The organism is Anaerotignum sp., from assembly GCF_031981185.1.
Lineage (GTDB): Bacteria > Bacillota > Clostridia > Lachnospirales > Anaerotignaceae > Chakrabartyella.
This window is the reverse complement of the sequence record NZ_DALYUL010000024.1, coordinates 1,602-27,719: the sequence shown is the minus strand read 5'-3', so window position 1 is coordinate 27,719 and position 26,118 is coordinate 1,602. Positions and strand designations below refer to the sequence as shown.

Here is a 26,118-nt window from a genome sequence, read left to right as displayed (position 1 = left end):
ATATATTTATTATATACAAGTTTTGATTTGTACAGGACATTTAGAAAAAGCCTTAGACTTATATCATCATGTAACGGACTTGTTTATGAAGGAGTTGGGAATAACTCCATCGGAAGAGTTTTTGGCATTATATAAAGATGTGGTTAGAACGATTAAAACCCCTGAAATGAACTTGGAAGTAATAAAAAACAAGCTGGACGAAAGCAAGGATGAAATTGGAAGTGTGTATTGTGAGTATGAATTTTTTAAGCTAGTATATCATTTGGAGTCTAAAAACATTGTAAGAACAGGAGCAACATCCAATTTGTGTTTAATCTCTGTGGTAGACAAAAATGCTATTAGTATTCCCACCAGCAGAGTTCTAAATCGTGCAATGGATGCACTAAGAACGACAATTCAATATAACATACGAGGTGGGGACGCATTTGCTAGATACAGTGTGAATCAATACTTGATTTTGTTGTCAAATACAACTGAAGAAACAGCAAATATGGTGGCCCAACGATTGTTGAAAGCCTTTAAAACGGAATTTCCTAATATAAATATCGTTCTGAAATATTCCATTGAACAAATCACACCAAGCTCAGATCGTTTTAGATAAGTGAAACGAGCCATTTTAAGTGGCATCATATAATGGGATTGTGAGCATTATGCTAGTTGAAAAATGAAGGTATGAAAAAGCCTCTTGTGAAATATTCATAGGGGCTTTTGTTTTTTATAGATCTCTGAACTGGAAAAAAGTAATTACAATATCTGAAGTATTTAAGACGGCATAAATTTCACAAAACATTATACATATTAAGCGTTTCATGGCGAGTTAGAGTAGATTTGACAGGATAAGTATAAAAAATACCTATCTATACAACTATTTTTTGCATAAAAATTAATGGAAAATGTTCGTAAATTTATACATAGTGAATAAAGGCTGGGAATGGAATTTTATAGGTCGAAATCCAGTATATATTGTTTTTGCAAAAAAAATATGGTAAATTAAATTAAAAATTGTAGGATATGGTATTTTTTTGGAGTAAATTCATTGATTAATACTTTATTTTATGTTAAATTAAGACTATACAATTTTTAACAGGTATTTACTCGACTAACGTTAAGTAACCTTTTGTATTTGATACCCATTAAGTTATTTATAAACATGATTTTATGCTTATTTTATCGTGCTTTTTATATTGAAAGTTATTTTATGTAATTACATTTTGTGGAAATAGAAGTTGGTGACAAAGGGTATTGGTACAAGGGAGGGATAGCATCGAAAGTTATTTAATTTTTTAAAAGACCGTCCCAAATTTACCATGTAAAACATATCCACCGTTTTTTCAAAAAATCATTTGTAAATAGCGTGCGGTTTTGTTTTGGCAGAGAATGCCTGCATGAGCAAAAGGGGGGAAATGTCCGTTTTAAAATAATATTCTTAAGGGATAGAGATTATTATTTTTGAAATTAACGGGAAAGTAGATAGTGCAAAAAAGAGGGGAAAAAGAGGTGTTAGAATGAAAGTATTTTCAAAAAGCATTGCAAGAAAAATGATTTTGGCCACAATTGTACCTTTAGTTATTCTATTTTTTATTTTAATTATAGTGGTATCCGGTCATGTAAAAAAAAGTATTAACCAACAGTCAAATGAGGTAATTAAAACAACCTCCAATAGTGCATCATGGCAGATTAATCAGTATTTGGCAAAATATTTGTCTTTAGTTGAGACAGGTTCAAAAGATTCTATGTTTCGGGACCTTATGGTAAAGACTACACCTGAAACAAATATAAAGGAATTTCCAGAATTTCAAAGTGTTTTTAATGAATTAAAAGAAATGGCAAAAATTGATTCCACAAATATACAATCAGCTTGGATGGCGGATCTTGATTCCAGCCAGCTTATCATGTCAGATGGGTTTGTATCTCAACTGGGTGGTGATTGGGAGATTACCCAACGACCATGGTATATAAAAATGACGGAAAAAAATGGGTTAGCCATTTCTGAGCCTTATGTTGATGCCAGCACAAAAAAATTGGTGGTAACTATAGCAATTCCAGTCTACAACAATGGAAAGGCGGTAGGTGCATTTGGTATTGATATGGCTTTGGATCAGGTTTCTGTAATTTTGAGTAGTTTAAAATTAGGAGATACTGGTTATTTCTGCTTCGTTACAGAAACCAACACCATAATTTATCATCCCAATGGTGACTATGTTATGAAAAATATCGATGACCTTCCTGTTACGGATGATGTGAAATCTTTCGTTAAAACTCCGTCTACCAATGTTGTTCAATATCAAATAGATGGAAAGACACTTTGCGGGTTTACTTCTACCGTAGGAGATACTGGTTGGAGAGTTGTTTCAACAATACCTCAGGACGAGGTTGACATTCCTTACATAGAAATGCGAACAATTTTGTATAGTATCATTGCGGCTATTATGCTTATTCTTTGTGCTGTGATCTATATTACTGCAAAGAAAATGATAAATCCTTTGCGTAAATTAGTGGCTGCTTCTGATAAAATTGCAGCGGGTGACCTTGATGTGGAAATAGATATTAACACTCATGATGAAACGGCGTTCTTAGCTGAGTCATTTGATAAAACGGTGGTTCGGTTAAAGGGCTATATCGCGTACATAGATGAGATTTCTGAATTGCTTAGACAGCTTGGTACTGGTAATTTTAATCTTGAGTTTAAGCAAAGCTATGAGGGTGAATTTGCAGTCATTAAAGATGCTTTGGTTTCTACGACAGAAATGATTCGGGAAACGCTGATTCAAATCAATTTGGCTGCAGAACAGGTTGCTTCAGGTTCTGATCAGGTATCTAGTGGTGCTCAAGCACTTTCTCAAGGAGCCACAGAACAGGCAAGCTCTATTGAAGAATTATCTGCAACTATGAATGATATATCTAACCAGATTGTACAGACTGCGGAGAATGCAACAAAAGCAAAAGCCATTGCTTTAGAAGCATCTAACGCCACTACATTTGGGCAAGAGCAAATGAAACATATGGTTGAAGCCATGGAAGATATCAGTCGCACTTCCAATGAAATTGGAAAAATCATTAAGAACATTGATGATATTGCATTCCAAACAAATATCCTTGCTTTGAATGCTGCGGTTGAGGCTGCTCGAGCAGGAAACGCAGGAAAGGGCTTTGCAGTGGTTGCTGATGAAGTTCGTAATCTCGCTAGTAAATCTGCTGAAAGTGCAAAGAATACTGCTAACTTAATTGAAGGTTCTTTAAAAGCAATTGAAAAAGGAACAAAGATTGTAAATGGCACAGCGAAATCTCTGGAGGATATTGTTCAGGGATCTGAACAGTCAACAAGGATTATCCAATTTATAGCTGATGCTAGCAATGAGCAGGCTCAGGCAATCAATCAGGTTAATCTAGGTGTAGAGCAAATTTCTGCAGTTGTACAAACCAATAGTGCGACAGCTGAGGAAGAAGCAGCGGCAAGTGAAGAATTGTCTGCACAGGCACAGTTGTTAAAAGAGCTTATGTCAAGATTTACATTAGATGAAAATGGCGCTGGAAAGAGCAGCTATTCAGACTATACTAATACAAATAGCGTAGAAGATTTTGAATTCAATGGCGATAATGATGATGAATTCAAATATTAATTAGCTTAGCTCAATAGCCAATTTACTGCTTCTAAGTAAAATGATAATTTTTAGCCCCCCCAAACCATAACTGGATGAAATGGTTTTTGGGGGGGCTTTTTAGTGGATTACGCTCAGGAAAAATTGAGAGGAAAGGGCATTTATTCCAATATTTGTGACATCATCACAGACAATAAAATTATTCAATGCTACAATGGTATCAATAAAGGATATCTTATGAAACAAAAGGAGATGTTACCATGAGCGTATTAAAAATAACGAAACAAAATTTTGAAAAAGAAGTATTACAATCGGAAAAACCAGTTCTGTTGGATTTCTGGGCAGGTTGGTGTGGGCCATGTAAAATGATAGGGCCAATTGTGGAGCAGGTGGCAGAAGACACCTTAAATACAGCGCGAGTAGGTAAAATCAATGTTGATAAAGAGCAAGAGCTTGCCCAAACATTTCAAGTAATGAGTATTCCAACCTTGGTTGTAATTAAAAATGGAAAGATTGAAAAGAAAGCAGTGGGAGTACAGTCAAAGCAAGCCCTTCTATCTATGCTACAATAAAGCAATCAAAGGCAGAACGTTTTACTTCTGCCTTTTTTCATATATTGATAAGGGTTGATAAGATTAAAAATGCTTATATGAAATGGGTGTGGTAAAGGATGAGATTTGTAAAAAAGCTGAATGCAATGACGAGCCGTTTGTCTGTTCAAATAGTATTGTTGATCTTAATTATTATTGCTATGATGGAGTTTATTTCTGTTTCTGTCTTGGTGGCAAATTTACTAAAGAATCTAAATATAAATACAAATCATGACGTTGTAAAGCTGTTCTTGATAAAAATTGCAGCCATCAACGTGAGTATGCTCTTCCTTTTTGTAATAATTGTATTACTGGTATCAAGGGTATTTAAAAAAATTAATAGCTATGCATTTTATAGTTGTACAACAGGGCTGCCAAATAAAAATTATATGATGAATAATTTATTGAAAGAGATTGCTGCAAATGGTGCTTTTGCAGCACTGATCAGCTTGGATATGGATGACTTTAAGGCGGTAAATGACACGTTGGGGCATCTAGCTGGGGATGAATTATTAAAGCAGGCAGGTGAGCGATTTGAACAGGTTCTTGGTGAAGGAGATTGTGTGTGCCACATTGGTGGAGATGAATTTCTCTTTTTTGTCAAGTCTGTCAGGAACAAGCAAGAAACAGAGGTGTATGCAAAAGAAATTATGCATCAATTCTCCCAGCCGTTTTTTATTCAAAACCATAAAGTGGATTACGTTACAGGGAGCTTAGGTATTGCTTTGATGCCAAAGGATGGAATGGATTTTCAAACACTATTTAATTGCAGTGATGACGCCATGTATATGGCAAAGAGACTTGGAAAAAGCAATTTTGTTTTTTATGAAAAAAATATGAATTTTCATTTATATGAGGATACAATTAGAAAAAAGGAAATTAAGCACGGTATCAGGCAAAAAGAGTTTAAAGTTTTTTATCAACCTAAATTTTCGTCAAATGGCTTATTCGTCGGTGGGGAAGCCCTGGCCAGATGGGTAAAAGAAGACGGTACAATTTTACCGCCCTCTGCATTTATTGAATTTGCAGAGAAAAATGGACTGATTGTGGCAATCACTGATTTAATTGTTGATGAGGTTTGCAGAGATAGTCTTTCTTGGATACAAGAGAAAAAAGAGTTTACCATTTCCATTAATATCACCTCTGATCACATAACCAATAAGGATTTGATTGAAAATTTAATTGAAAAAATCAGTAATTATGGGGTGCCTACAAGCTATATAGAATTTGAAATTACAGAATCCATGGTAATTGAAGATTTCCAGAAAGCAGTAGACAATATTACACGCTTAAAATCTTTTGGAATTAAAGTAAGCATGGACGATTTTGGAACGGGTTATTCGTCGTTAAATTATTTAAAAAAGTTGCCTATAGATATTTTGAAAATCGATAAATCTTTTGTTGATACAATCAGTCGGGATGAAAAAGACAGAGTGCTTTTAGAAAATATTATTAACATAGCCCACGGGTTTCATCTGCAAGTGATTGCAGAGGGGATTGAAACCGCCGAGCAACTGGCTATATTAAAGGATATGGGCTGTGACATGTATCAAGGCTATTATTTTGGAAAGCCTATGAACAAAATGGATTTTGAGGGGATGTTTTTATAGTGTTAAGACTGCTGGGAAGATTTTTTGATTATTATGGGTAGCAACAAATTAAATTTGTATGCAAGAGTGTGTATTTGTATTACAATATTCATTATAAATGTTTCATAAAGATGATTGCTGATAAAAATGGTTTCAGTTGAAAGGAGTAAATAGATTGAGTTTAATATCTGTAGATTCAGAAAAATGTATCAAATGTGGTTTGTGCGTAAAGGAGTGTCCCGGCTATGTATTGCAGCTTGGAAAAAGTGGGCCTGAAGAGGTTTTGCCAGAGGCTTGCATGGTTTGTGGGCATTGCGTTGCAGTCTGTCCTAAAGAAGCAATAGACCATATTAAAACACCCTTATCGAAACAGACAAGCATAAGAAATTATACCCAATTAACGCCAGAGCAAGGAGAACTTTTTCTTCGTTCCAGACGTTCTATCCGTAATTATAAGGAAACTGGGGTGGAAAGAGAAAAACTGAAAGCCCTAGTGAATGTTGCCCATTATGCGCAAAGTGGTCATAACCTCCAAGGTGTATCTTATGTTGTAATAGAGGATAAAGGGATACTTCAGCAGGCTGTTGCTATTGTAATTGCAGCATTCGAAAAGTACCATGTGCTTGAGCATATGACTAAATTATATAGCGAAGAAGGGATCGACCCTATTTTAAGGGGCGCACCCTGCCTTGTTCTTACTACTGCTGATGCGGGTTTTGAAAGAGCAAGAGAAAATTCTATTATAGCACTTACTTATTTAGAGCTATATGCACCAACCCTGGGTTTGGGCTCTTGTTGGGCTGGAATGCTTGAGAGAATTGCCATGAAGGAAGGCTCGCCTCTTTTGGCGTTGTTTCAAATTCCTGAAAATAAGAAAATCACTGGAGCTGTTATGGTGGGATATCCGAAATACACATACCCAAGATTGGTTGATAGAAACCCACTGGATGTTACTTTTATAAATCCAAATAAATAAATAGTAGCAATTACAAAATATTGTAAATCCCCCTGAATAAAGGATATCTGGCGGTTATTCCAATTTATTTATAAAATATAAATTGCAAAGTCATATATGGCCTTGCAATTTTTTACTGTTGGTTTTCACTGGGAATAGCAAAAAATACCTCTGCAATGGTTGTATACATCATTGTAGAGGCTTGTTGCCTTAGCAGGCAATAGTTAAATTATTTTTTTGTATTTCCCAGAATATGATCTTTAAATTTTTCAACAGCAGGCGGCAAATATCTATTTACAACATATGCAAGATAAACCATTCGCTTCGAATAAGCGGTATCCAAATCTAATTTTACTACGTTATAATTTTGGATTGTCGGGTTGTCAGTAATAATTGCGATTCCTTGGTTTGCTTGAACCAGACCCGCCATGGAGTTAACATCTTCAAATTGCCATAGAATATTAGGCATAATCTGCGCTTTTGAAAACAAGTCATCAATAATCCGCCTCATACCGCTTTCCTTTGTATAGCAGATCAAAGGATAAGGGCAGATATCTTGAATGGTCACTTTCTTTTTCCCCGCCAAGGTGTGATTTTCGGGAACGATGACAACCAATCCCTGTTCAAAAACAGGAATGAATTCGACGTCACTTTCGTTTTCAATCATAGAGCAGAACACCAAATCATATTTTTCTCTTTTCAAATTGTAAATCAATGTTTTTGTATTTCCTTCATAGCAGGAAAAAGATATATTTTTATTCTGTGGATCATCCAAAAAACCTGCAATAATTTCAGGCACAAAATTCGCCCCCACAGAGGTCATGTATGCAAGGCCTACGTGGCCTCCTCCCACTGTAATGAGTCTTTCAATTTGATTCTTACCTAATTCTAACTGAGTCAAAGCGTTTTCCACATAAAACATATAGATTCTTCCATACTTTGTTAAAACCACGTTCCGTCCCTGCTTTTCAAAAAGATTTGCCCCCAATTCCTTTTCCATAGCAGCGATAGAATGGCTTAATGTTGGCTGGGAAATATTTAATCTTTCCGAAGCCTTTGTATAATGCTCCAATTCAGCCAAAGTTTTAAAATAGTATAATTGATTTAAATTCATTACTTTCCTCCTTTTTTCTTTATCAACCTCTTCGCAATCATTATAGCAAAAATATAGAAAGAATCTATATTTTTTTCTTTTTTCGTCACAATTAATAAAAAAAAATAATGCATTTTACTTTTTGGTAATTTTGTAATGTTTACATTTGCTAATTCTACCATAAAATGGATAATATTTTCAATATTTATTATGGTATGAAAATTAATTAATTACTTTTGGAAAAGAAATTTTAATGTATCTGAAATCTTTTTTTCATTATAAATAGTTTTCTTTTTTAAAATCAATAAATTTCATTGACAATAAAAAATAAGCATGCTAAAATCATTTCATAGATTATATGACTGACGGAACAGTGGGTTCAACCACGTGAAGTATAATCACTAACAAGCCGACCGTCTGGGCAGAAAAAGCCCGGATTGTCGGCTTTTTCTAATTCGAAAAATTGAACTAGAAAGAGGTGATTATGTGCAAAAAGGTAAAATTCACTCCATTGAGTCCATGGGATTAGTGGATGGTCCCGGTGTAAGAAGCGTTTTGTTTCTCCAGGGTTGTGGGTTGCGGTGCAAGTATTGCCATAACCCGGATACTTGGCAGCTACATGTAGGAAATGAAATAGACGTGGACGAGGTCATGAAAAAACTAAGGCGCTTTCAGCCCTATTATGGCGAAACAGGTGGCGTGACTTGTTCCGGAGGTGAGCCGCTTTTGCAGATTGAATTTGTTACGGAATTATTTAGAGCATGTAAAAAAGAAAATATATCCACTTGCCTGGATACAGCAGGATATGGATTTGGAAATTATCAGGAGCTTTTGGAAGTAACGGATTTAGTATTATTTGATGTAAAGCATTATTTGGCAGAAGAATATACAGCCTTAACAGGTGGAGATTTTTCCGTTCCCACAGAGTTTTTAAATGCTGTGGAAAAAAGCGAAACCCCACTATGGATACGTCATGTGGTTGTGCCTAATGTTACTGACAGCGAGGTGCATATCAAAGGGCTTGGAAGGTACATTAAAGCAATTCCTAATGTAAAAAGGGTAGAGCTTTTGCCTTATCACACGCTAGGCGTGGAAAAATATAGCGTAATGAGGATGGATTATCCGCTAAAGGATACACCGCCCATGTGTAAAGAAAAGACGGAACAACTTCAGAAGTTGATTTTAGATAGCATTTCATAGAGACAAAGAGAGGATTGAAAACATGAATACATTGGCATGGCAGGGATTTGAAACAGGTAGATGGACCAAGGAAATTGATGTTCGTAATTTTATTCAGAAAAACTATTCCCTTTATGATGGCGACGATTCCTTTTTAGAGGGGGTTACCGATAGAACAAAAAAACTTTGGGATAAGTGCCACGAATTGATTGTGGAAGAGATGAAAACCGGTATTTTGGATGTGGAAACAAATATTATTTCGGGCATTGATAACTTTGCTCCTGGTTATATTGACAAGGAAAATGAGTTGATTTTGGGCTTACAGACGGATGCTCCTTTAAAAAGAATTGTAAATTTATATGGTGGCTTAAAAATGGCCACAAGCGCGCTGGATCAGTACGGATACCAATTAAATGAGGAAGTAGAAAAGAATTTCCATGCCTACAGAAAATCTCATAACGAAGGTGTTTTTGATGCTTATCCCGAAAGAACGAAGGTGGCAAGACATGTTGGATTATTGACCGGTTTGCCTGATGCTTACGGTCGTGGCCGCGTGATTGGGGATTATAGACGTGTTTCCTTGTATGGAGTAGATTTCCTAATGGAGGAAAAAGAAAGGGAATTGGCTGAGTTTGATGGCGCAATGACCGATGAACGTATTCGTACAAGAGAAGAATTGAGTATGCAGATAAATGCTTTAAAAGAGATGAAATCAATGGCTATGAAATATGGCGTTGACATCAGCCAACCTGCGAAAAATGCTATGGAAGCCGTACAATTTTTGTATATGGCATACCTTGCAGGTGTAAAAGAAAACAACGGTGCGGCAATTTCTTTAGGACGCACTTCCACATTTTTAGATATCTATATTGAAAGAGATCTGAAAAATGGTGTTCTTTCGGAAAACGAGGCACAGGAGTTAATTGACCAATTTATTATTAAATTAAGATTGGTGCGTCATTTGAGAACACCGGAGTACAATGAATTATTTGGTGGTGACCCTACTTGGATAACAGAGGCAATTGGTGGTATTAGTTTAAACGGTGCTCCTTTGGTTACAAAAAACTCTTTCCGCTACCTACATACCTTAACCAACTTGGGAACTGCTCCTGAACCAAATATGACTGTCCTTTGGAGCAGAGATTTGCCACATGCTTTCAAAGAATATTGTGCAAAAATGAGTATTGTAACCGATTCCATTCAATACGAAAATGATGATGTAATGCGACCTTTATACGGGGATGATTACGCTATTTCCTGCTGCGTTTCCGCCATGCGTGTGGGCAAGCAGATGCAGTTTTTTGGTGCAAGAGCAAACATTGCAAAATCTCTTCTTTTGGCAGTAAACGGCGGTGTTGATGAATTGCAAAAAATACCTGTTGTGCCTAACATTGCCCCTATCCAAGGAGATGTTTTGGATTACGAAGAGGTTCTTGAACGCTATAAAAAGGTAATGGACTATGTTGCTGAGCTATATGTTGATAGCATAAATATCATCCACTATATGCACGATAAATATGCTTATGAAGCAAGCCAGATGGCATTGCATGATAGGGATGTGGATCGACTCACAGCCTTTGGCATTGCAGGAATTTCCGTTGCGGCAGATTCCCTTTCTGCCATAAAATATGCGAAGGTAACCCCCATTCGTGACGAACGTGGTGTCACAGTGGACTTTCAGGTGGAGGGAGATTTCCCTAAATACGGCAATGATGATGATAGAGTAGATGATATTGCAGTGGAAATAGCAACCCATTTTTCCAACGCCTTGAAAAAGCACCCTATTTATCGCAATGCGAAACATACCTTGTCTGCATTGACCATCACCAGTAATGTTATGTATGGCAAAAAGACAGGAAGTACACCTGATGGCAGAAAACATGGAGAACCCCTTGCACCGGGCGCTAACCCTATGCACGGTAGAGATGAGAACGGCGCCCTAGCATCCTTAAACTCTGTAGCAAAAATTCCTTATAGAAACGTATGCCAGGATGGGGTTTCCAATACATTTTCAGTGGTTCCTGATGCACTGGGCAAAGAAGAAGGCCAGCGGATTGAGAACCTGATCCATATTTTAGACGGCTATTTTATTCAAGGTGCTCATCATTTGAATGTAAATGTAATGAACCGTGATATTTTAATTGACGCCATGGAGAATCCCGAAAAATACCCGACCCTTACTATTCGAGTTTCTGGATATGCGGTAAACTTTAATCGATTAAGCAGGGATCAACAGTTAGAGGTAATCAAAAGAACTTTCCACGAAACGATGTAACATAACTATAGGTGAAAGTGATTATATTTCAAAGGCTTCAGTGTTTTAGAGACATTTAAAAAAAGCAGCAATTCAAATCGTTAGGACAAAGATTAGACAGGGCTGAAAATAGTAAAGAAGCAAAAAAAACAGGTAAGTTCTGAGGTGAAAACCTTGAAACTTCCTGTTTTTTTATCCAGATCATTAGATAAGGCTATTCTCTTTGTTCCCTAATACCCATGTTAACGTGCATCCCAAAAGGGGGGGGTTGGGATATTCTGGTGGTGAAATATGGGGAATTCGTCTTCTAATCAAAGGAAAAGCTTTGCAATATTTGCAAATAAAATGCAAGTAGTAATGCCAATTCCGGTAGGGATGAGTACGGCAATCGCCGTCCATTTCCAACTGTTTGTTTCTTTTTTTATTGTAAGCAATGTAGTAGAGCAGGGCCAATGCATCAGGGAAAATAACATGGTGCTGACTGCTGTAATCCATGTCCAACCGTGGCTGACGAATAATTCTTTTAGTTGAGTAAGGCTATCCAGTTCAAGAAGGCTTCCTTGAGACATATAAGCCATGATTATAATGGGAATGACAATTTCGTTTGCTGGGAAACCCAAAATGAATGCCAGCAGAATTACGCCATCCAGTCCCATCAGTTGGGCAAAAGGATTCAAGAACGAGGCACAATGGTTTAGCACGCTTATATTATTTATGCTTATGTTTGCCATGAGCCATATCACCAAGCCAGCAGGAGCTGCCACAATAATTGCTCTGCCCAGAACAAACAGGGTTCTGTCAAAAATGGAGCGAATAATTACTTTACCAATTTGGGGTCTTCGATAAGGAGGCATCTCTAAAGTAAAGGAGGAGGGGACGCCTTTTAAGATCGTATTGGAAAGTAATTTTGTTACAACGAAGGTCATTAAAATTCCCAACAAAATAAATGCTGTTAGTAAGATGGAGGAAGCAATAGATGGGAAAAGTCCTCCCGCTGTACCCACAAAGAACATTGTAATCATTGCAATTAACGTTGGAAATGCGCCACCCTTCAAAAGGAAAGGTGATTTAATAAACGAATGTGCAAATTGCATTCTAACGTGTTATTTTTCGCTGTATATGAAAATATGCAGGTTTTCTCCATCCCATATAATTTTGTGTATGAGCAGTTTGATGAATGTGCGTTTTTCCTGAATTGTTAATCCAGAAAAGTTTCCTTTTAGATTTGAGAGGCTAGAAACCAGTAAATCTTTTTTTTGTTCTTGATCTTCTGTTGCTAATATTTCTTGCTGTATTTGATATTGCTTTTGTTCCAGTTCAATTAACTCCTGCTCCAAATGCTGCATTTTACTATTTATTTTTTCCAGAAGGATTGTGCTTGGCTTGTTTTCAGAAATTGAATTTACTAAATTATCCATTTCTTCATTGCATTTTTTTATATTAGCCTGAATTCGTTCTAAGGGGTATTCCGTTCCTTCTTTTTGAATATCACGCTTTAGGTTTTCTAACAGCTTAAAGACACTTGGGTATTCATTAAAGCATTCCATGAGATGACGGCAGACTGCATCATCTGTTTCCTGTCCATTTAAATTTTGACAATCACAGAGATTTTTTCCACCACAAAGCTTGCTATGGCAAATATAGTCAAATAATGCAGAGTTTCCTTTTTTGCCTGAGCGGTGCTTTGCAAACATACGGCCACCACAGTTATCACAATAAATGAGACCTGAGAGCAGAGAATAGTCATTATGTATTTTTGAAGGGTTTTTTCCGGTAGGGATATTTTCCTCTAGAATAGCTTGGATAGCGGCCCATTTTTTTCCTTCTATCCGTCCTTTATGCCTTCCAATGGAAATAATCCACTTATCGACGGATTGTCTTGGCGCATGCTTTTTCTTATAATCCCTTTTATTATACGAAATAAGCCCATATTTATTGGAACAGTCTTTTTCTTCAAAACAAACATCGGCATTTTTTTTTACAAAATAATTACGGGCATCTTGATCTGCCATGCAGTAAACTGGGTTTTGTAATATATCCTTAATACCAAGGAGGGAATAGAATTTTCCACTCCGTGACTTCATGTTTTGACTGATTAAATATTTACTTACACCAGATATACTTTTGTATTCTAAATATTTATCAAAAATACAGTCTACCGTTAAGAGTTCTGGGGGGTTATCTTTTAATTTACAGGATGTTTTTATCTTACCATCAATAATAATTTCTTGAATTTTTTCAGAAGTATAACCAGTGGGTGTGGTGCCACCCAACCAACGACCGGTACGAGCCAACATCACCATATTATCACGCACTCGCTCTGCGATGGTTTCTCGTTCTAATTGAGCAAAAACTGAGGCGATATACATCATTGCCTTTCCCATAGGCTTGGACGTGTCAAATTCTTCTTTGATACAAATAAAAGAGATGCTACGCTGGTTCAATTCTTCAATGAGTGTGGAAAAATCACTTACATTACGGCTAATACGGTCTAGACGATAGCAAACAATGTAGTCAGGTTTTTTTAATTTAATATCACGAAGCATTTGCTGGAATTTTGGCCTTTCCGTGTTTTTGGCGGAAAAACCCTCATCTTCATAAATGGAAAAATCGTTAACTGTAGCATCTGGGAATTTTGTAAAGATATATTGCTTACACATTTCAATCTGGTTGTCGATGCTTTCGCCTTTTCCTGTGTAAACAGATTTACGACTGTATATAAAAAATTTCATTCCAGTCACCGCCTTTTTGTGTTATAGAGATTTGACATATTTAAAAATTATTTATTAGTGGCTTAATTTTAGCATGTAGCCCCTTTGGGATATGCATAGTCAGAGTTGAAATCTCATTGCAAAGTATTGGTTTTATAAGTTTTACTGAAATTCAAATCAAATTCTTTTCAATTGGAGTTTTTTTTTGCTAAGATATTTATATACAATTAGAAGGGAAGACAGTAATAAAAAATTGCTGGTTTTTAAGCAGCATAATTATCTTTGTAAATTAGTTTATTACTTTAGATTTTGTAATTTGGTAATATTTTTAAGATTGTGACACATGACACTATTTCAAGACGGTGGTTTTGAGGTAAAATAGAAAGGAGCTATAACAATAAGATGAAAATTGTCGAAAGATTTATTTACATTATGGGCATTTGGCAATTAAAAAGACAAGCTTTAAAAAAGGAGAGATATTAAAAACTAAAACAAAGTATCACAGATGTAAAAATTGCAAAGACAGTAAGAAGATAGTGTGTGGACATTGCATGAAAAATTCAGAATCCAGATTTGTGGAAAAAAGCATGAATTTATTGCCTGCACAGTTAGAAGAGAGGAGATTTTAATATGAAACAATGGTTTGAAAATTTAATAATTTCTAGTAAATTGAGAACAGGATTTTTGTTTACTTCCTTTCTTGGCGTAATCATTGGCATCGTTGGTATCATCAGTATGGTGGGTATGATTCAAGGCCAGCAGAAAACATATAATGAAACTACAATGGGAGTGGTACATTCTTTAGAGGCGGAAAGTTCTTTCAAAGACCTGAGAAGATCAATTGTTTATCTATATGTTTATTATGATACAGAGAAAGAAAAACGTTGCCAGCAAATTTCAAGTGACTTGGAAAACACTCAAGTGCAATTAGATTCTTATATGGGAACCATTTCTAATAGTCAGGATCAACAAAACTATGATGCTACACAGGGAGCCTTTGAAGTCTACAAGGAAGTGACAGAAGAAATTTTGGGAGCGGCACAGGCTGGTGAAACAAAGGAAAACTTGCTGATTTTAATTGAAAAAGCAGCATCTGCTTCCCAAAATGCATCTGATGCGTTTGAATCCTTATCCCAGTACAACGATACCATGGCGAAAGATAGGCTTGCTAAAAATAAAGCAACGGCATGGGTGGAACTGTTGGTTGTGCTTGCTGTAATGATTGTATCTTTTATTATTTCACTTTTCTTGAGCAAGTACATAGCCAATAGTATAGGAAAACCCATGCAGAAGTTTGCTGCGATTGCTAGTATGGTTGCAGTAGGTGATTTAGGTGTGAAAAAAGTCGTAGGGGAAGACGGGATAAAGTGGGCAGCACGGAAAGATGAGGTTGGTGAGTTTGCCAGAGCATTTGACCAGTTAGTTCTCAGCACAGACGAACAAGCGCAGAAAACAAGGATGATTGCCAATGGTGACCTAACTACTATAATTACCATTCGCTCGGAAGCCGATATTATGGGTAAAGCGCTGACAGACTTGGTTGAAAAGCTTCATGGACTCATTTCCTCCGTATCAACCACCGCAGAACAAGTGGGCATTGGTGCAGGACAGGTTTCTGACGGTGCCCAGGCATTAGCCTCCGGTTCCACGGAGCAGGCAGCAACCATTGAGGAGTTGACAGCTTCAGCAATCAGTGTTTCTGAACAGGCAATCCTGAATTCTTCCAGTGTGGAAAAAGCAGGAGAATATGTGCAGCAGTCAGCCCAAGGGGTATCATCTAGTAATGAGCATATGATCAGATTAAATAATGCCATGCAGGAAATTGGCCAGTCCTCACAGGAGATTTCTAAAATCTCCAAGCTTGTGGAAGATATTGCTTTCCAGACCAATATTTTGGCACTAAATGCCGCTGTGGAGGCCGCTCGTGCGGGAAATGCAGGCAAAGGTTTTGCAGTGGTGGCAGATGAAGTGCGTAATCTTGCGGCCAAATCGGCGGATGCTGCAAAGCAAACCTCTCACTTGATTGAGAAATCTGTGTTAATCGTAACAGAAGGAGAACAGCTCGCAGATGAAACACTCAGGCTTTTAGCTACCGTTGAAGAGAAAGCGAATATGGTGGTAAAATCAATAAAAGAAATTGAAGATGCATCAACGGAGCAGACATTAGCCATCGAGCAAATTAATCAGGGATTATCTCAAGTTTCGGCAGTGGTACAAACCAATGCTGCAACTGCGGAAGAAAGTTCTGCATCCAGTGAAGAGCTTGCCGCTCAGGCACAAGTATTGCAACAGGAGATTGGTAAGTTCAAGTTACGCAACAATACGGAAAGTTTCAAGATGTATGGACGAGACAGAAGTGGTATGAAAGAGCAAAGGTTGGGTGACGATTCCTATTTCTACGAAACAGGCCATTATGAAAAATACTGATTGATCAGTAGAGAAAAGTGAAAATAGGATAAAATTTGTGGTGAGTGTAGCTTACCGTTAAATGATAACGTTTTTTGTTGAATAAAAGAAGATTATTCCATAATTATTGCTTTTAGGCAGACTTGATGAATAGTAAAGTTTGCAAAATAGTGTAAATACTAATAAAAAGAAAAAGGGCGGCTCCATGCATATATGCAAAGAGTCGTCCTTTTATATGCAACCCCCAAATCGAAAGGATTTAGAGGCACTCAGAATGATGCTTTGTAAACTTTTATGTAAAAAAATTTTTAATCATTAGAATTTAGGTTATCTATAATTTTATCCAAAACTTCAAGCTTATTTTTTTTAGATAGACCAGATTGTTTTAGCTTTCTTTCGATTATTTCAGCATGAAATGAGCTTATTTTATGGGAAAGGGGTTGCTTATCAATGGGCTCCACTTTGTGAACCATGATATTTTTTATTTTATTTTTTCTCAAACATACCCACTCCCTAAAAAATAGTTTTCATTATAAAGAATATGAAGGGATAAACTTGACCGATACCCAGTAGTTGTGGGATTACATGTTTTTATCAAACAAAAAAATGGAGATTTATTCTAAAAGGAAGAACAAAGTCTTCACTTAAATTAAAAACCTTCATTGTTGTTGTTAAATAAATAATTATTTGTCCAACCATAAAAATCTGTCGCACTTACTTTAACATCATAAGTACCTGGGGCAAAAAAGGTGGATTGATCTATAGTTAATTTATTATCTAAGTTTTAAGATGGAGTTAGCTGTGCGTAACTTGATTGTAATACTACCATAATCAATTTAGGACAAGAACTTTATGTATTTAAACCACTCTGGAATAGCCAGAATTAGCGTATTAGTTAAGTTTATTAAGATTAATACCTTGTTGTTTAAGAGAACAAAATTCACTCATGATTATGCTGTTTGGTGTATATAATGATAGGAAATATGGCGGGAAGTGCCGAAAAAAGATTGGGGATGAAATGATGATTAACAAAGAGCCTAATCAAGTTCAGAGTCTGGTGGAATACTTACATATCCCGTGGGCGATAGATATTAGTGACGATGGTAGAATATTCTTTACAGAGCGTGATGGAAACCTGCGCGTTATTACTTATGGTAATTTAAATCCGGTGCCGATTCATACGTTTGGTTTGCCCTTTATCAGTACGGGAGAGGGCGGTCTTTTGGGGTTAGCTTTGGACCGAGATTTTCTCTCAAACGGGTATATTTATATAATGTATACATATGGAGAGAAGGGAAAGCTTTACAATCGAGTGGTGCGAATGCGTGTAGTGGGCGAAATGGCTTTCAAAGAAGGAATACTTTTGGATAGAATTCCTGGGGGCCGCTTTCATAATGGTGGCAGAATAAAAATTGGGCCCGATGGCTATCTGTATATAGCTACCGGTGATGGGGGTATTCATGATCTTTCCCAAGATGTGAATAGTCTGGCCGGAAAAATTCTGCGAATTGGAACAGACGGAAGCATTCCACCTGATAATCCTTTTCAAGGATCACCTGTTTATGCAATGGGGCTAAGAAACCCTGAGGGACTGGCTTGGAATGACAAAAACATGTTATACGTGACAGATCATGGGGATACCAATCATGATGAAATTAATTTGATACTGCCAGGTGGAAACTATGGTTCGCCTTTGGTTATTGGAAGTGAAAAATTGGAAAGCGATGATTTCATTGAGCCTATCTTAGAAAGCGGAGATACCACATGGGCCCCGGGTGGGGCAGCCTTTATTAACAGTGGTCCAAGAAAGGGTCAACTATTGGTATCCATGTTACGTGGAAATGGACTTTTGGCAATTACCTTTGATGAGACGGGAACACAGGTGGTTGATGTGGAGCCATTATTACTGGATACCTATGGACGATTAAGGGAAGTACATCAGGCAAGTGACGGTTCCATCTATATTACTACAAGCAATAAGGATGGCAGAGGAAATATACATTTTGGGGATGATAAGATACTCAAAATAGCTCCTTCCATTCTAATTTAGTGTTTTTAGTTAGTAAAACTCCACCGTTTTACTAACTAAAAAGCACCTGACGAATATTATTGGTATTTGTCGGGTGCTTTTGTTTATATGGTTAAAATATATGTAGCAAGAGGTGCTGAGACTTATTTAAGGGTGGCATTCATATTGAAGGATGAAGCCAGCGTCATTTAAACAGCTGGCTGTCATTTTTGGTATTGCTCATTACACAAGCCAATGAAAGCCAATGAATGTACTAAAAAGATGAGAATAAACTCAGTTTGAAAGTTTTACTGTGCCATGAATTCTGGGAAGATAGAAATACTTCTTTGCAATATCCCTTGCATATAGGCAATGAGAATGCCGTAGTTTGTGAATGGAATACCGCTTTCTGCTGAGAATTTTTGCCGATATTTCATCTCTCTATCATTTAGCATGCAACCCCCACAATGAACGACCAATTGATAACACCTAAGGTCTTGGGGAAATTCAGTGCCAGATGTAAATTCGAATACCAGGTTTTTATTGGTGTAACTTTTTATCCATTGGGGAAGCTTAACCGTTCCAATATCGTCACACTGACGATGGTGGGTACATCCTTCCGATATAAGGATTTTATCCCCATCTTTGAGCAAGTCTAAAGTTTTTGCTCCATCTACAGCAGTCTTTAAAACGCCTTTATGGCGTGCCATCAGGATGGAAAAAGAGGTGAGAAAAACATCCTCAGGTGTTTCGGCATTAATCTTATGAAATACTTGACTGTCAGTGATAACAAGTTTGGGTTTTCTGCCTAAACTTTGAAGCGTTTCTGCAAATTCAGTTTCTTTTACCACAATGGAAACGGCATTTGCTTCTAAAATATCACGAATGGTTTGCTGCTGTGGCAAAATCAATCTGCCTTTTGGTGCCGCTTTATCTATGGGCACAACTAGTATTGCATAGTCATAAGGATTTATAATATCACCAACAAGACGAAGCTTTAAGTCATCTGATGGGATTAGCTTCGACAATTTTTCTTTCAAAGAATGTATCTGTTCTCCTGTTTTTGCACTTACAAAAATGCTATGTTCCTCTGATTTTTCATAATGATATAAATCACATTTGTTATACACAAGGAGATAAGGAATCCCTTTTAGCTGGAATAATTGAATGAGTGTTTCGTCTTCCAGAGATTTTCCTTCTCTCACGTCCATCACAAGTACAGCGATATCCGTTTTATTAAGTACTTGTTGTGCCTTTTTTATACGGAGCTCACCAAGGGCGCCTTCATCATCAATTCCCGGTGTGTCAATAAGCATTACGGGGCCAAGGGGAAGCAGCTCCATTGCCTTATAAACAGGGTCAGTGGTTGTTCCTTTTGTATCAGAGACGATTGCTAAGCTTTGGTTAGTAATGGCATTCAAAATACTGGATTTTCCTGCGTTTCTTTTGCCAAAAAAAGCGATATGGATTCTATTTGCTGCCGGTGTTTCATTTAATCCCATTTGAACCTCCTAAAACCTAAAATCACGGCTACCATTGCCGATTTTTTCAAGATTCTCAATAACAATCTTTCTGACTTTTTCGTTTGGAACTTGTTTAATTTCGTCAACAATCAATTGATTTCCTAGAGTATTTGTTGCGGTGGAAGCATAGTCTTCCAAATATTCCTTTAAAGTCATTAAAGCATTGGGATGACAGCAATTCTGTATTTGTCCACTTTTCAAAAGCTGCATAAATCGGTCACCGGTTCTGCCTTCTCTGTAGCAAGCCGTGCAAAAACTTGGAATATAGCCAAGTTCCATTAACCACTTTACAATTTCATCCAGCGTTCTATTGTCATTGGGCTGAAACTGAGAGGAATCTTCTTCTTCAGGCTCTGCCGTTGCATATCCTCCAACACTTGTTTTTGAACCACCACTTATCTGGGATACACCAAGATGGAGCACTCTTTCCCTGCATTCCTTGCTTTCACGAGTGGAAACAATCATTCCAGTATAAGGAACACTGATTCTAATGCAAGCCACAAGCTTTGCAAATGTATCTTCATCAATTCCGTTATCAAAAGTAGAAGGGTCAATATCATCTGCTGGACGAATTCTGGGAACGCTTATTGTATGAGGTCCAACACCAAATGTAGCTTCTAAATGCTCAGCATGCATAAGTAGGGCAGAAAACTCATAGCGATACAATTCTAGACCAAATAAAACACCAATGCCTACATCGTCAATGCCGCCTTCCATGGCTCTATCCATGGCTTCCGTATGATAAGCATAATCGTGTTTTGGGCCCGTTGGATGTAATTTTTCATAGCTGTTTTTGTGATAAGTTTCCTGAAATAAAATATAGGTGCCTATGCCTGCCTCATTTAGTTTTTTATAATTCTCAACAGAAGTTGCCGCAATATTTACATTTACACGGCGAATAGCACCATTTTTGTGTTTTACACTATAGATTGTTTTTATGGACTCCAATATATATTCAATGGGGTTGTTTATGGGGTCTTCGCCTGCCTCTAAGGCAAGTCTTTTGTGTCCCATATCCTGTAGTGCAATGGTTTCCCGTCTAATCTCATCTTGAGTCATTTTTTTTCTGGCAATATGCTTGTTTTTAAGGTGATACGGGCAGTAAACGCAGCCGTTTATACAATAATTGGATAAATATAAGGGGGCGAACATGACAATTCGATTACCATAAAAGTCTTTTTTAATCTGCTCAGCCAGCGCATAGATTTCTTGATTTTTCTCTTCTATTTGACAATCCAATAGTACAGCAGCCTCTCTATGGCTGAGGCCCTTTTTTAGGCGAGCTTTCTCAATGATTTTATCAATGAGCTCTACATTGTTTTTGTTTTCTTCGGCATAGTTCAGTGTTTCCAACACTTCATCATGGCAGATGAATTCCTCTGCTTTGTTTGATTTTAGATTATACATTTTTTTATCCTTTCTTATTCGGGTCAGATAAACTTTCCCTTCAGTTTAATTTATTGCAAAGAAACACAGTCGCCACGGGACACCACAACTTGGTATCCTATGCCTTCCATTCTCTTTTGCATACAAAATCTGCATTCGGCGGCTTCGTCACCAGTGCAAATTTTATTGTCATATAACATATATTTGTTCCTTACTGAAACAGGTGAAAGATTGGGCATTACAACATTGCCCCCTGCTAATATGCCAAGTTCTCTCCCCAGGGGATCAATGGTTCCCAAGGCTGTAGTAGAAGGAAGAAGAACTTCAGGTAAGAGTAACCGAATTAGTCCCAGCATAAACAGTGTTAATTCCAAGGAACCCTTTGCTTCATTGGCAAAAGGTGTTTGGTGGTGGGGTATAAAAGGGCCAATGCCCACCATATGAGGTTCTAATTCTTTTATAAAAAGCAAATCTTCTACAAGATTGTCCACTGTTTGAAAAGGAGAACCTACCATAAATCCTGCCCCAACCTGAAATCCAATTTGCTTCAAATCAAAAAGACATGATTTTCGACTGGCTAAGGTTAGGTTTGGGGGATGCAGCATACTATAATGTTGCGCATTGGCTGTTTCATGGCGCAAAAGATATCGTTCTGCTCCCGCATTGAAGAATGCTAGATAGCTTTCATGACTCCATTCTCCAATGGATAGAGTAATGGCGCAATCGGGATGCTGTTTTTTGATTGAAGCTATGATGCACACTAATTTTTCATCAGTATAATAACAATCCTCGCCACCTTGGAGGACGAAGGTTCTAAAGCCCAGTTCATATCCCGTTTGGCAACAGTTTAAAATATCTTCTTCTGTAAGCCTATATCTTTGCACTTTGGAATTGCTTTTTCTAATTCCACAATAATAGCAATCGTTTTTGCAGTAATTTGTAAATTCAATGAGCCCTCTCATGTAAATATCGTTACCATAATGGGTCATCCTTACCTGACGGGATTTTTCAAAAAGATATTCTGAGAGCGCTTGGGTTCTTCCTTCGATAAGAGCTTTGAATTCTGGGGCTGTAAGCTCTTTGTTTGAATATAATTTATCTATCAGTTCTTTCATTTTATTCCTCTTCTATTTTTGCAGAATACTTTGAATAAACCGCTTTGGTGCTGACACCAGGCAGCTTTCCAAGCTTGCCGGACAACGTACTGATAATATCATTAGGTGCGTCCACAACAACACAAATGATATTAATGTCCTTTTCTCTATATGGGATGCCCATTCTTCCAATAATATAAGCTCCGTAATCATGGAGAATATTATTTAATTTTGAGACGGAATCAAATTCTTCAACAATAACTCCAATAATCGCAACTCTGGTTTCCATAATAAATAGCTCCCTTTTGATTTTATAGTAAAAAAAATACGCCTAAAGGCGCAACTTCCCATAACAATTTATGTGACCGCAAGCCTTTCACCTCATATCCTGTATTTGGTGTTAGTGGTTACGTGATTAGTATATACGATTTTAGTCTTTTTTACAATGGTTGTGTATTTTTTTATATATTAGTTTAGAAATAAAGAAGGATTAATTCAAGGAAACAAATGATTTTACAACTTTTAGAGATGGTATTCCCAGATATTGTCCCCAGGTATTAAAATGAAGAAATGTTGTATGTATTCTGATAACTATTTATATTAGGCAAACCTATAAAAAGAGGTCATCGAATAATTTTCTTTCCCTTTGTGTGGTTGCGGCAATCTACCGTTGCAGGGTACAAAATTGTTTGTAATTATTGCCAATAAACGCTCTCTCGGTGAGTCAATAATGCGGCAACCAACAATTCCTGCGGCATTACATCCAAAGCCCATACACATGGTATAAATAATTTTGTATTATAATCGCCATTTGATTTTCACATTACTACCTTCAATTTCAATACGCTCAATGAGGGTGGCAACCAGCATTCTTTTGGCATCCAAATCGAAGATATTAAAACGAGTTTCAAAAGTGCTTAAAGTATCAATGAAATTGGAGATTGATTCAGTTTTGTCTTCTTCTCTATTGAGTCTTTCAAGTAAAATATTTTTTTCTTGAACTAATAATTCCACCTTGCTTGTTAATATCTCCATGGGTAGGGTACCCACTTGGTACAAATCAATTATTTTGCTTAGCTGCTTGTTAATGCTTTCCATGCGGGCATTGATTTTTTTTGTATCAATAAGATATTCTTTATCTGGCTTTGTACAAGTTGTTAGTTGCAGAATCATTTCCTTGTTTTCCATCAACTCTCTGATGGCATCCACAACAAGGGTATCCAGTTCTTGAATATTCCAGTTATCATTTTTACAGTTAGGGTTTGTAACAAATTTTCTGGAAGATTTGGAGCGAGAGTAGCACTTATAATAACCATGGTTTGCACTATATCTTGCACCGCAGCGGGAGCAGTAAATTAAGCTGGATAAAAGATATCCACCACGAAAAGGAGCCTTTTGGGATGTGTTTTTTCTGGTTTCTCTTTCTTGGGAGTAAAGTAGCCGTTGTACCTCTTTAAATCGCTCTGGAGCAATTATCGGGATGTGCCTTCCATCATATTCCATACCTTTAAATTGTACTTTGCCAATATAAATGCTGTTTTTTAATGCATTACGAACCGCTGTCGCCGTCCAGTTTCGATTCTCATACTTACCTCTCATTATTTTCGTAATGGCATTCATGCTTTTACCTGCGATAAACAAATCATATACTTCCTTAATTTGTAATGCCTCAAATTCGTTCACCAATAATTCCCCGTTCACATAATCATATCCATAGGGAGAATTTCCACCGCCGTGAAAGAAACCTGCTTTTCCTCGGCCAATTCTACCCATTGTAAATCTCTCCGTAATCTGATCTTTTTCTAGCTGTGCAAATACCGACAAAATTCCAATCATTGCACGACCGAAAGGGGTAGAGGTATCAAAGTTTTCATTAATAGATATAAAGTCCACATTATTGGAAAGGAGCTCGTCCTCAATCAACATGAGGGTATCTTTTTGACTACGGCTTAAGCGGTCAAGCTTATAGACGATTACAGCATCAATCGCCACGTTTTTAATATCGTCAAGCATTTGCCGCAAAGCGGGGCGGTTGGTGTTACCTCCTGAGAAGCCGCCATCGGTATAGATTTTTATTAATTCCCAGTCTTTTGATTTACAATAAGCCGTTAGGCGGTCAATTTGCTCTTCGATGCTGTAATTTTCAAGCTGATTATCAGTGGATACACGGACATAGCCAAAAACCATATATTTTTCATTCATAGGGTATCTCCTTTAAAAGAACGTTGAAAGTTTCATTGCTAATTTATTGCACAAAAAAGTGCAGCTAAAATTTTTTTCATTCCCTTCACAAATGTAAGGCTCATCATGAGACCCATCACCACTACTATCCTATTTTTAATCGTTTCTCAAGGAAGCTCTTTTTTGGATATTTGTGAATTAGAATGTTTTGAAAAATCGGTATATATAAAACTTTATTACACGCTCAATAAATATAGAAATAACATTTTAGTTTCTACCTTTTTACAGGGACGCTTTTCGCATGGCAAGCACTTATTCACTGGGGGGAAAATGAGGATCGAAAGGAAAGGGAAATGGGCAAAGGCGCTAAATGTATGGAAGCCTAAAGAATATCTATGAACTGCATCATGAGTACATTGTAGAATGGTACAGAACCTATACCTCCAAGAAAAGGCAGTATGTACACGAATAGGACAATTTTTTTCATTCATATGTATAAGCAGGAGGTGTTGGTATGAAAAAACAAGAAACAACGGGAAAAGGGAAAATCACTCATATCATGGCGAATGGTGAAGTTCGAGATAGCGTGGCTGGTTATTTAACCAGTGTAGACCAGTTGCCCGATACAGCAAGACGATTACTTACTGATATGTTTCAGGGGAAATATCAAAAAAAAGAAACAAAAGAAAAGTGAAAGGGCGTAAGCCCTTAGAGGAGACAAGCAGTTAAAAAATATATTTACATGAGGGACTTACACAAAGAATTGATTGAAGAAATAGAAATTATATCATATGTAATGATGCCATTGTCTTTTTCCCAGGTATCTTCGAAATAATCCAGGTATACAGCAAAAAAAAGCCCATGTACTGAATAAAATGTACAGGGTCTTTTTTAAAATTAGATAGCGTGCTACTAAATTAAACATCATTTTTTAATATCCTTAGAGTGACGATTGCACCTTTTGCACTAGTTTGATTTTTCAGCTCAAGACTGCCTTGGTGAATATCGGCTATAGCTTTTGCAAAACTTAAACCCAGACCGTAGTGCTGATTTGTTCGCGAAGAGTCTTCCGTAAAAAATTCTTCTGTTGCTTTTTTCAAACTTTCCGTAGAAAAACCCTTCCCTGTATCGGCTATTTGCAATGAAATGTAAGATTCGTCTTCCTCAACGGTAAAATCAATTACAGAATTTGTATGGGAGTAACGAACAGCATTATCAATAATATTGATAATTGCTCGTTTTAGTAGCTCGTTGTCTACATACAGGGTATCGCATCTTGTAGTATTGCTTGACGTAAAAGCAATACCCTTAGTTTTGCAAAGCGCCATTGCCTCATTAGAAATATCATGAAGGAAATCTCTCAGAAAAATCACGTTTTTGTGAATGTGTATGGAATTGTTATTTACAACACCCATTAGTAATTCCAAATATTTTTCAATGGTATCTGAGCTTGATAGAATGAAAGAAATAATTTCTTTATCCTCATTGGATGAGGAGTTGCTTTCTGCTAATAGTTCAGCATTGCCTTTAATCACAGTTAGCGGTGTTTT

Annotated in this window: 19 protein-coding genes, 2 pseudogenes and 1 riboswitch; of the genes and pseudogenes, 11 read left to right on the top strand and 10 right to left on the bottom strand. The window is 36.9% G+C overall.

The genetic code is table 11. The annotated features are described in order from the left end of the window. From RTK36_RS12900 to RTK36_RS12875, 6 genes and pseudogenes are all read left to right on the top strand, one after another. Positions 1-601 (top strand): annotated as a pseudogene (locus tag RTK36_RS12900) (hypothetical protein); the annotation flags it as partial. Between the two features lie 904 nt (positions 602-1,505). Further along, positions 1,506-3,620, top strand: coding sequence for a methyl-accepting chemotaxis protein (locus RTK36_RS12895; RefSeq protein ID WP_312047653.1), 2,115 nt, complete (start codon positions 1,506-1,508; stop codon positions 3,618-3,620). 102 nt (positions 3,621-3,722) lie between these two features. Continuing rightward, the gene (locus tag RTK36_RS12890; RefSeq protein ID WP_312047652.1) at positions 3,723-3,863 is read left to right on the top strand and encodes a hypothetical protein; all 141 of its coding nucleotides are present in this window, start codon (positions 3,723-3,725) and stop codon (positions 3,861-3,863) included. Beyond that, positions 3,860-4,171 (top strand): thioredoxin, encoded by a 312-nt coding sequence (trxA, locus tag RTK36_RS12885; RefSeq protein ID WP_312047651.1) that lies wholly within the window; start codon positions 3,860-3,862, stop codon positions 4,169-4,171. The genes RTK36_RS12890 and trxA overlap by 4 nt, the downstream gene beginning before the upstream one ends. 98 nt (positions 4,172-4,269) lie before the next feature. Then, complete coding sequence (locus RTK36_RS12880; protein ID WP_312047650.1) at positions 4,270-5,799, top strand: putative bifunctional diguanylate cyclase/phosphodiesterase; 1,530 nt, start codon at positions 4,270-4,272, stop codon at positions 5,797-5,799. A 154-nt stretch (positions 5,800-5,953) separates the two neighbouring features. Continuing rightward, positions 5,954-6,754, top strand: coding sequence for a nitroreductase family protein (locus tag RTK36_RS12875; protein WP_312047649.1), 801 nt, complete (start codon positions 5,954-5,956; stop codon positions 6,752-6,754). 208 nt (positions 6,755-6,962) lie between these two features. Here RTK36_RS12875 and RTK36_RS12870 read toward each other — a convergent pair whose 3' ends face one another. After that, positions 6,963-7,847, bottom strand: coding sequence for a LysR family transcriptional regulator (locus RTK36_RS12870; protein ID WP_312047648.1), 885 nt, complete (start codon positions 7,845-7,847; stop codon positions 6,963-6,965). A 327-nt stretch (positions 7,848-8,174) separates the two neighbouring features. Next, positions 8,175-8,256: riboswitch (ZMP/ZTP riboswitch) on the top strand. A 56-nt stretch (positions 8,257-8,312) separates the two neighbouring features. Between RTK36_RS12870 and pflA the strand changes: the two genes are divergently transcribed. Both pflA and pflB read left to right on the top strand, forming a co-directional pair. Beyond that, the gene (gene pflA / locus RTK36_RS12865; RefSeq protein WP_312047647.1) at positions 8,313-9,026 is read left to right on the top strand and encodes a pyruvate formate-lyase-activating protein; all 714 of its coding nucleotides are present in this window, start codon (positions 8,313-8,315) and stop codon (positions 9,024-9,026) included. A 22-nt stretch (positions 9,027-9,048) separates the two neighbouring features. Continuing rightward, positions 9,049-11,280: a formate C-acetyltransferase gene (gene pflB / locus RTK36_RS12860; RefSeq protein ID WP_312047646.1), complete on the top strand. Its 2,232-nt coding sequence runs from the start codon at positions 9,049-9,051 to the stop codon at positions 11,278-11,280. 290 nt (positions 11,281-11,570) lie between these two features. Here the strand turns inward: pflB and RTK36_RS12855 are convergent. After that, positions 11,571-12,305 (bottom strand): annotated as a pseudogene (locus RTK36_RS12855) (nucleoside recognition domain-containing protein); the annotation flags it as partial. Between the two features lie 57 nt (positions 12,306-12,362). Then, positions 12,363-13,991: a recombinase family protein gene (locus tag RTK36_RS12850; RefSeq protein ID WP_312047645.1), complete on the bottom strand. Its 1,629-nt coding sequence runs from the start codon at positions 13,989-13,991 to the stop codon at positions 12,363-12,365. Positions 13,992-14,600: 609 nt separating this feature from the next. Between RTK36_RS12850 and RTK36_RS12845 the strand changes: the two genes are divergently transcribed. Beyond that, a complete protein-coding gene (locus tag RTK36_RS12845; RefSeq protein WP_312047644.1) occupies positions 14,601-16,397 on the top strand; it encodes a methyl-accepting chemotaxis protein in 1,797 nt (598 codons plus the stop codon). A gap of 287 nt (positions 16,398-16,684) precedes the next feature. Here the strand turns inward: RTK36_RS12845 and RTK36_RS12840 are convergent, their stop codons facing one another. Next, a complete protein-coding gene (locus RTK36_RS12840; RefSeq protein WP_312047643.1) occupies positions 16,685-16,876 on the bottom strand; it encodes a hypothetical protein in 192 nt (63 codons plus the stop codon). Positions 16,877-17,322: 446 nt separating this feature from the next. Here RTK36_RS12840 and RTK36_RS12835 point away from each other — a divergent pair, with 446 nt between their 5' ends. Beyond that, positions 17,323-18,426, top strand: a complete 1,104-nt coding sequence (locus RTK36_RS12835; protein WP_312047642.1) for a PQQ-dependent sugar dehydrogenase — start codon at positions 17,323-17,325, stop codon at positions 18,424-18,426. Positions 18,427-18,692: 266 nt separating this feature from the next. On the opposite strand, the gene hydF is transcribed toward RTK36_RS12835, so the two are convergent. The 5 genes from hydF to RTK36_RS12805 all read right to left on the bottom strand — a co-directional run bounded on the left by hydF (position 18,693) and on the right by RTK36_RS12805 (position 24,589). After that, the gene (gene hydF, locus RTK36_RS12830) at positions 18,693-19,886 is read right to left on the bottom strand and encodes a [FeFe] hydrogenase H-cluster maturation GTPase HydF (protein ID WP_312047641.1); all 1,194 of its coding nucleotides are present in this window, start codon (positions 19,884-19,886) and stop codon (positions 18,693-18,695) included. A gap of 9 nt (positions 19,887-19,895) precedes the next feature. After that, positions 19,896-21,314 (bottom strand): [FeFe] hydrogenase H-cluster radical SAM maturase HydG, encoded by a 1,419-nt coding sequence (gene hydG / locus RTK36_RS12825; RefSeq protein WP_312047640.1) that lies wholly within the window; start codon positions 21,312-21,314, stop codon positions 19,896-19,898. A gap of 50 nt (positions 21,315-21,364) precedes the next feature. Beyond that, complete coding sequence (gene hydE / locus RTK36_RS12820; RefSeq protein WP_312047639.1) at positions 21,365-22,408, bottom strand: [FeFe] hydrogenase H-cluster radical SAM maturase HydE; 1,044 nt, start codon at positions 22,406-22,408, stop codon at positions 21,365-21,367. 1 nt (position 22,409) lies between these two features. Next, positions 22,410-22,676, bottom strand: a complete 267-nt coding sequence (locus RTK36_RS12815) for a TM1266 family iron-only hydrogenase system putative regulator (RefSeq protein ID WP_312047638.1) — start codon at positions 22,674-22,676, stop codon at positions 22,410-22,412. 509 nt (positions 22,677-23,185) lie between these two features. Continuing rightward, complete coding sequence (locus RTK36_RS12805) at positions 23,186-24,589, bottom strand: recombinase family protein (protein ID WP_312047637.1); 1,404 nt, start codon at positions 24,587-24,589, stop codon at positions 23,186-23,188. Positions 24,590-25,082: 493 nt separating this feature from the next. Here RTK36_RS12805 and RTK36_RS12800 point away from each other — a divergent pair, with 493 nt between their 5' ends. After that, a complete protein-coding gene (locus tag RTK36_RS12800; protein WP_312047636.1) occupies positions 25,083-25,262 on the top strand; it encodes a BOW99_gp33 family protein in 180 nt (59 codons plus the stop codon). A gap of 223 nt (positions 25,263-25,485) precedes the next feature. Here the strand turns inward: RTK36_RS12800 and RTK36_RS12795 are convergent. Further along, positions 25,486-26,118, bottom strand: a 633-nt coding sequence (locus RTK36_RS12795) for a sensor histidine kinase (RefSeq protein WP_312047635.1), incomplete at its 5' end; no start/stop codon positions are given.

Bases quoted from the DNA above. Each gene is read 5' to 3' on its own strand.
- RTK36_RS12880 (WP_312047650.1), top strand. From the start codon at position 4,270: ATGAGATTTGTAAAAAAGCTGAATGCAATGACGAGCCGTTTGTCTGTT.
- RTK36_RS12805 (WP_312047637.1), bottom strand. From the start codon at position 24,589: ATGAATGAAAAATATATGGTTTTTGGCTATGTCCGTGTATCCACTGAT.
- RTK36_RS12870 (WP_312047648.1), bottom strand. From the start codon at position 7,847: ATGAATTTAAATCAATTATACTATTTTAAAACTTTGGCTGAATTGGAG.
- RTK36_RS12815 (WP_312047638.1), bottom strand. From the start codon at position 22,676: ATGGAAACCAGAGTTGCGATTATTGGAGTTATTGTTGAAGAATTTGAT.
- pflB (WP_312047646.1), top strand. From the start codon at position 9,049: ATGAATACATTGGCATGGCAGGGATTTGAAACAGGTAGATGGACCAAG.
- RTK36_RS12835 (WP_312047642.1), top strand. From the start codon at position 17,323: ATGATTATGCTGTTTGGTGTATATAATGATAGGAAATATGGCGGGAAG.
- hydG (WP_312047640.1), bottom strand. From the start codon at position 21,314: ATGTATAATCTAAAATCAAACAAAGCAGAGGAATTCATCTGCCATGAT.
- RTK36_RS12850 (WP_312047645.1), bottom strand. From the start codon at position 13,991: ATGAAATTTTTTATATACAGTCGTAAATCTGTTTACACAGGAAAAGGC.
- hydE (WP_312047639.1), bottom strand. From the start codon at position 22,408: ATGAAAGAACTGATAGATAAATTATATTCAAACAAAGAGCTTACAGCC.
- hydF (WP_312047641.1), bottom strand. From the start codon at position 19,886: ATGGGATTAAATGAAACACCGGCAGCAAATAGAATCCATATCGCTTTT.
- RTK36_RS12800 (WP_312047636.1), top strand. From the start codon at position 25,083: ATGAAAAAACAAGAAACAACGGGAAAAGGGAAAATCACTCATATCATG.
- RTK36_RS12895 (WP_312047653.1), top strand. From the start codon at position 1,506: ATGAAAGTATTTTCAAAAAGCATTGCAAGAAAAATGATTTTGGCCACA.
- trxA (WP_312047651.1), top strand. From the start codon at position 3,860: ATGAGCGTATTAAAAATAACGAAACAAAATTTTGAAAAAGAAGTATTA.
- RTK36_RS12845 (WP_312047644.1), top strand. From the start codon at position 14,601: ATGAAACAATGGTTTGAAAATTTAATAATTTCTAGTAAATTGAGAACA.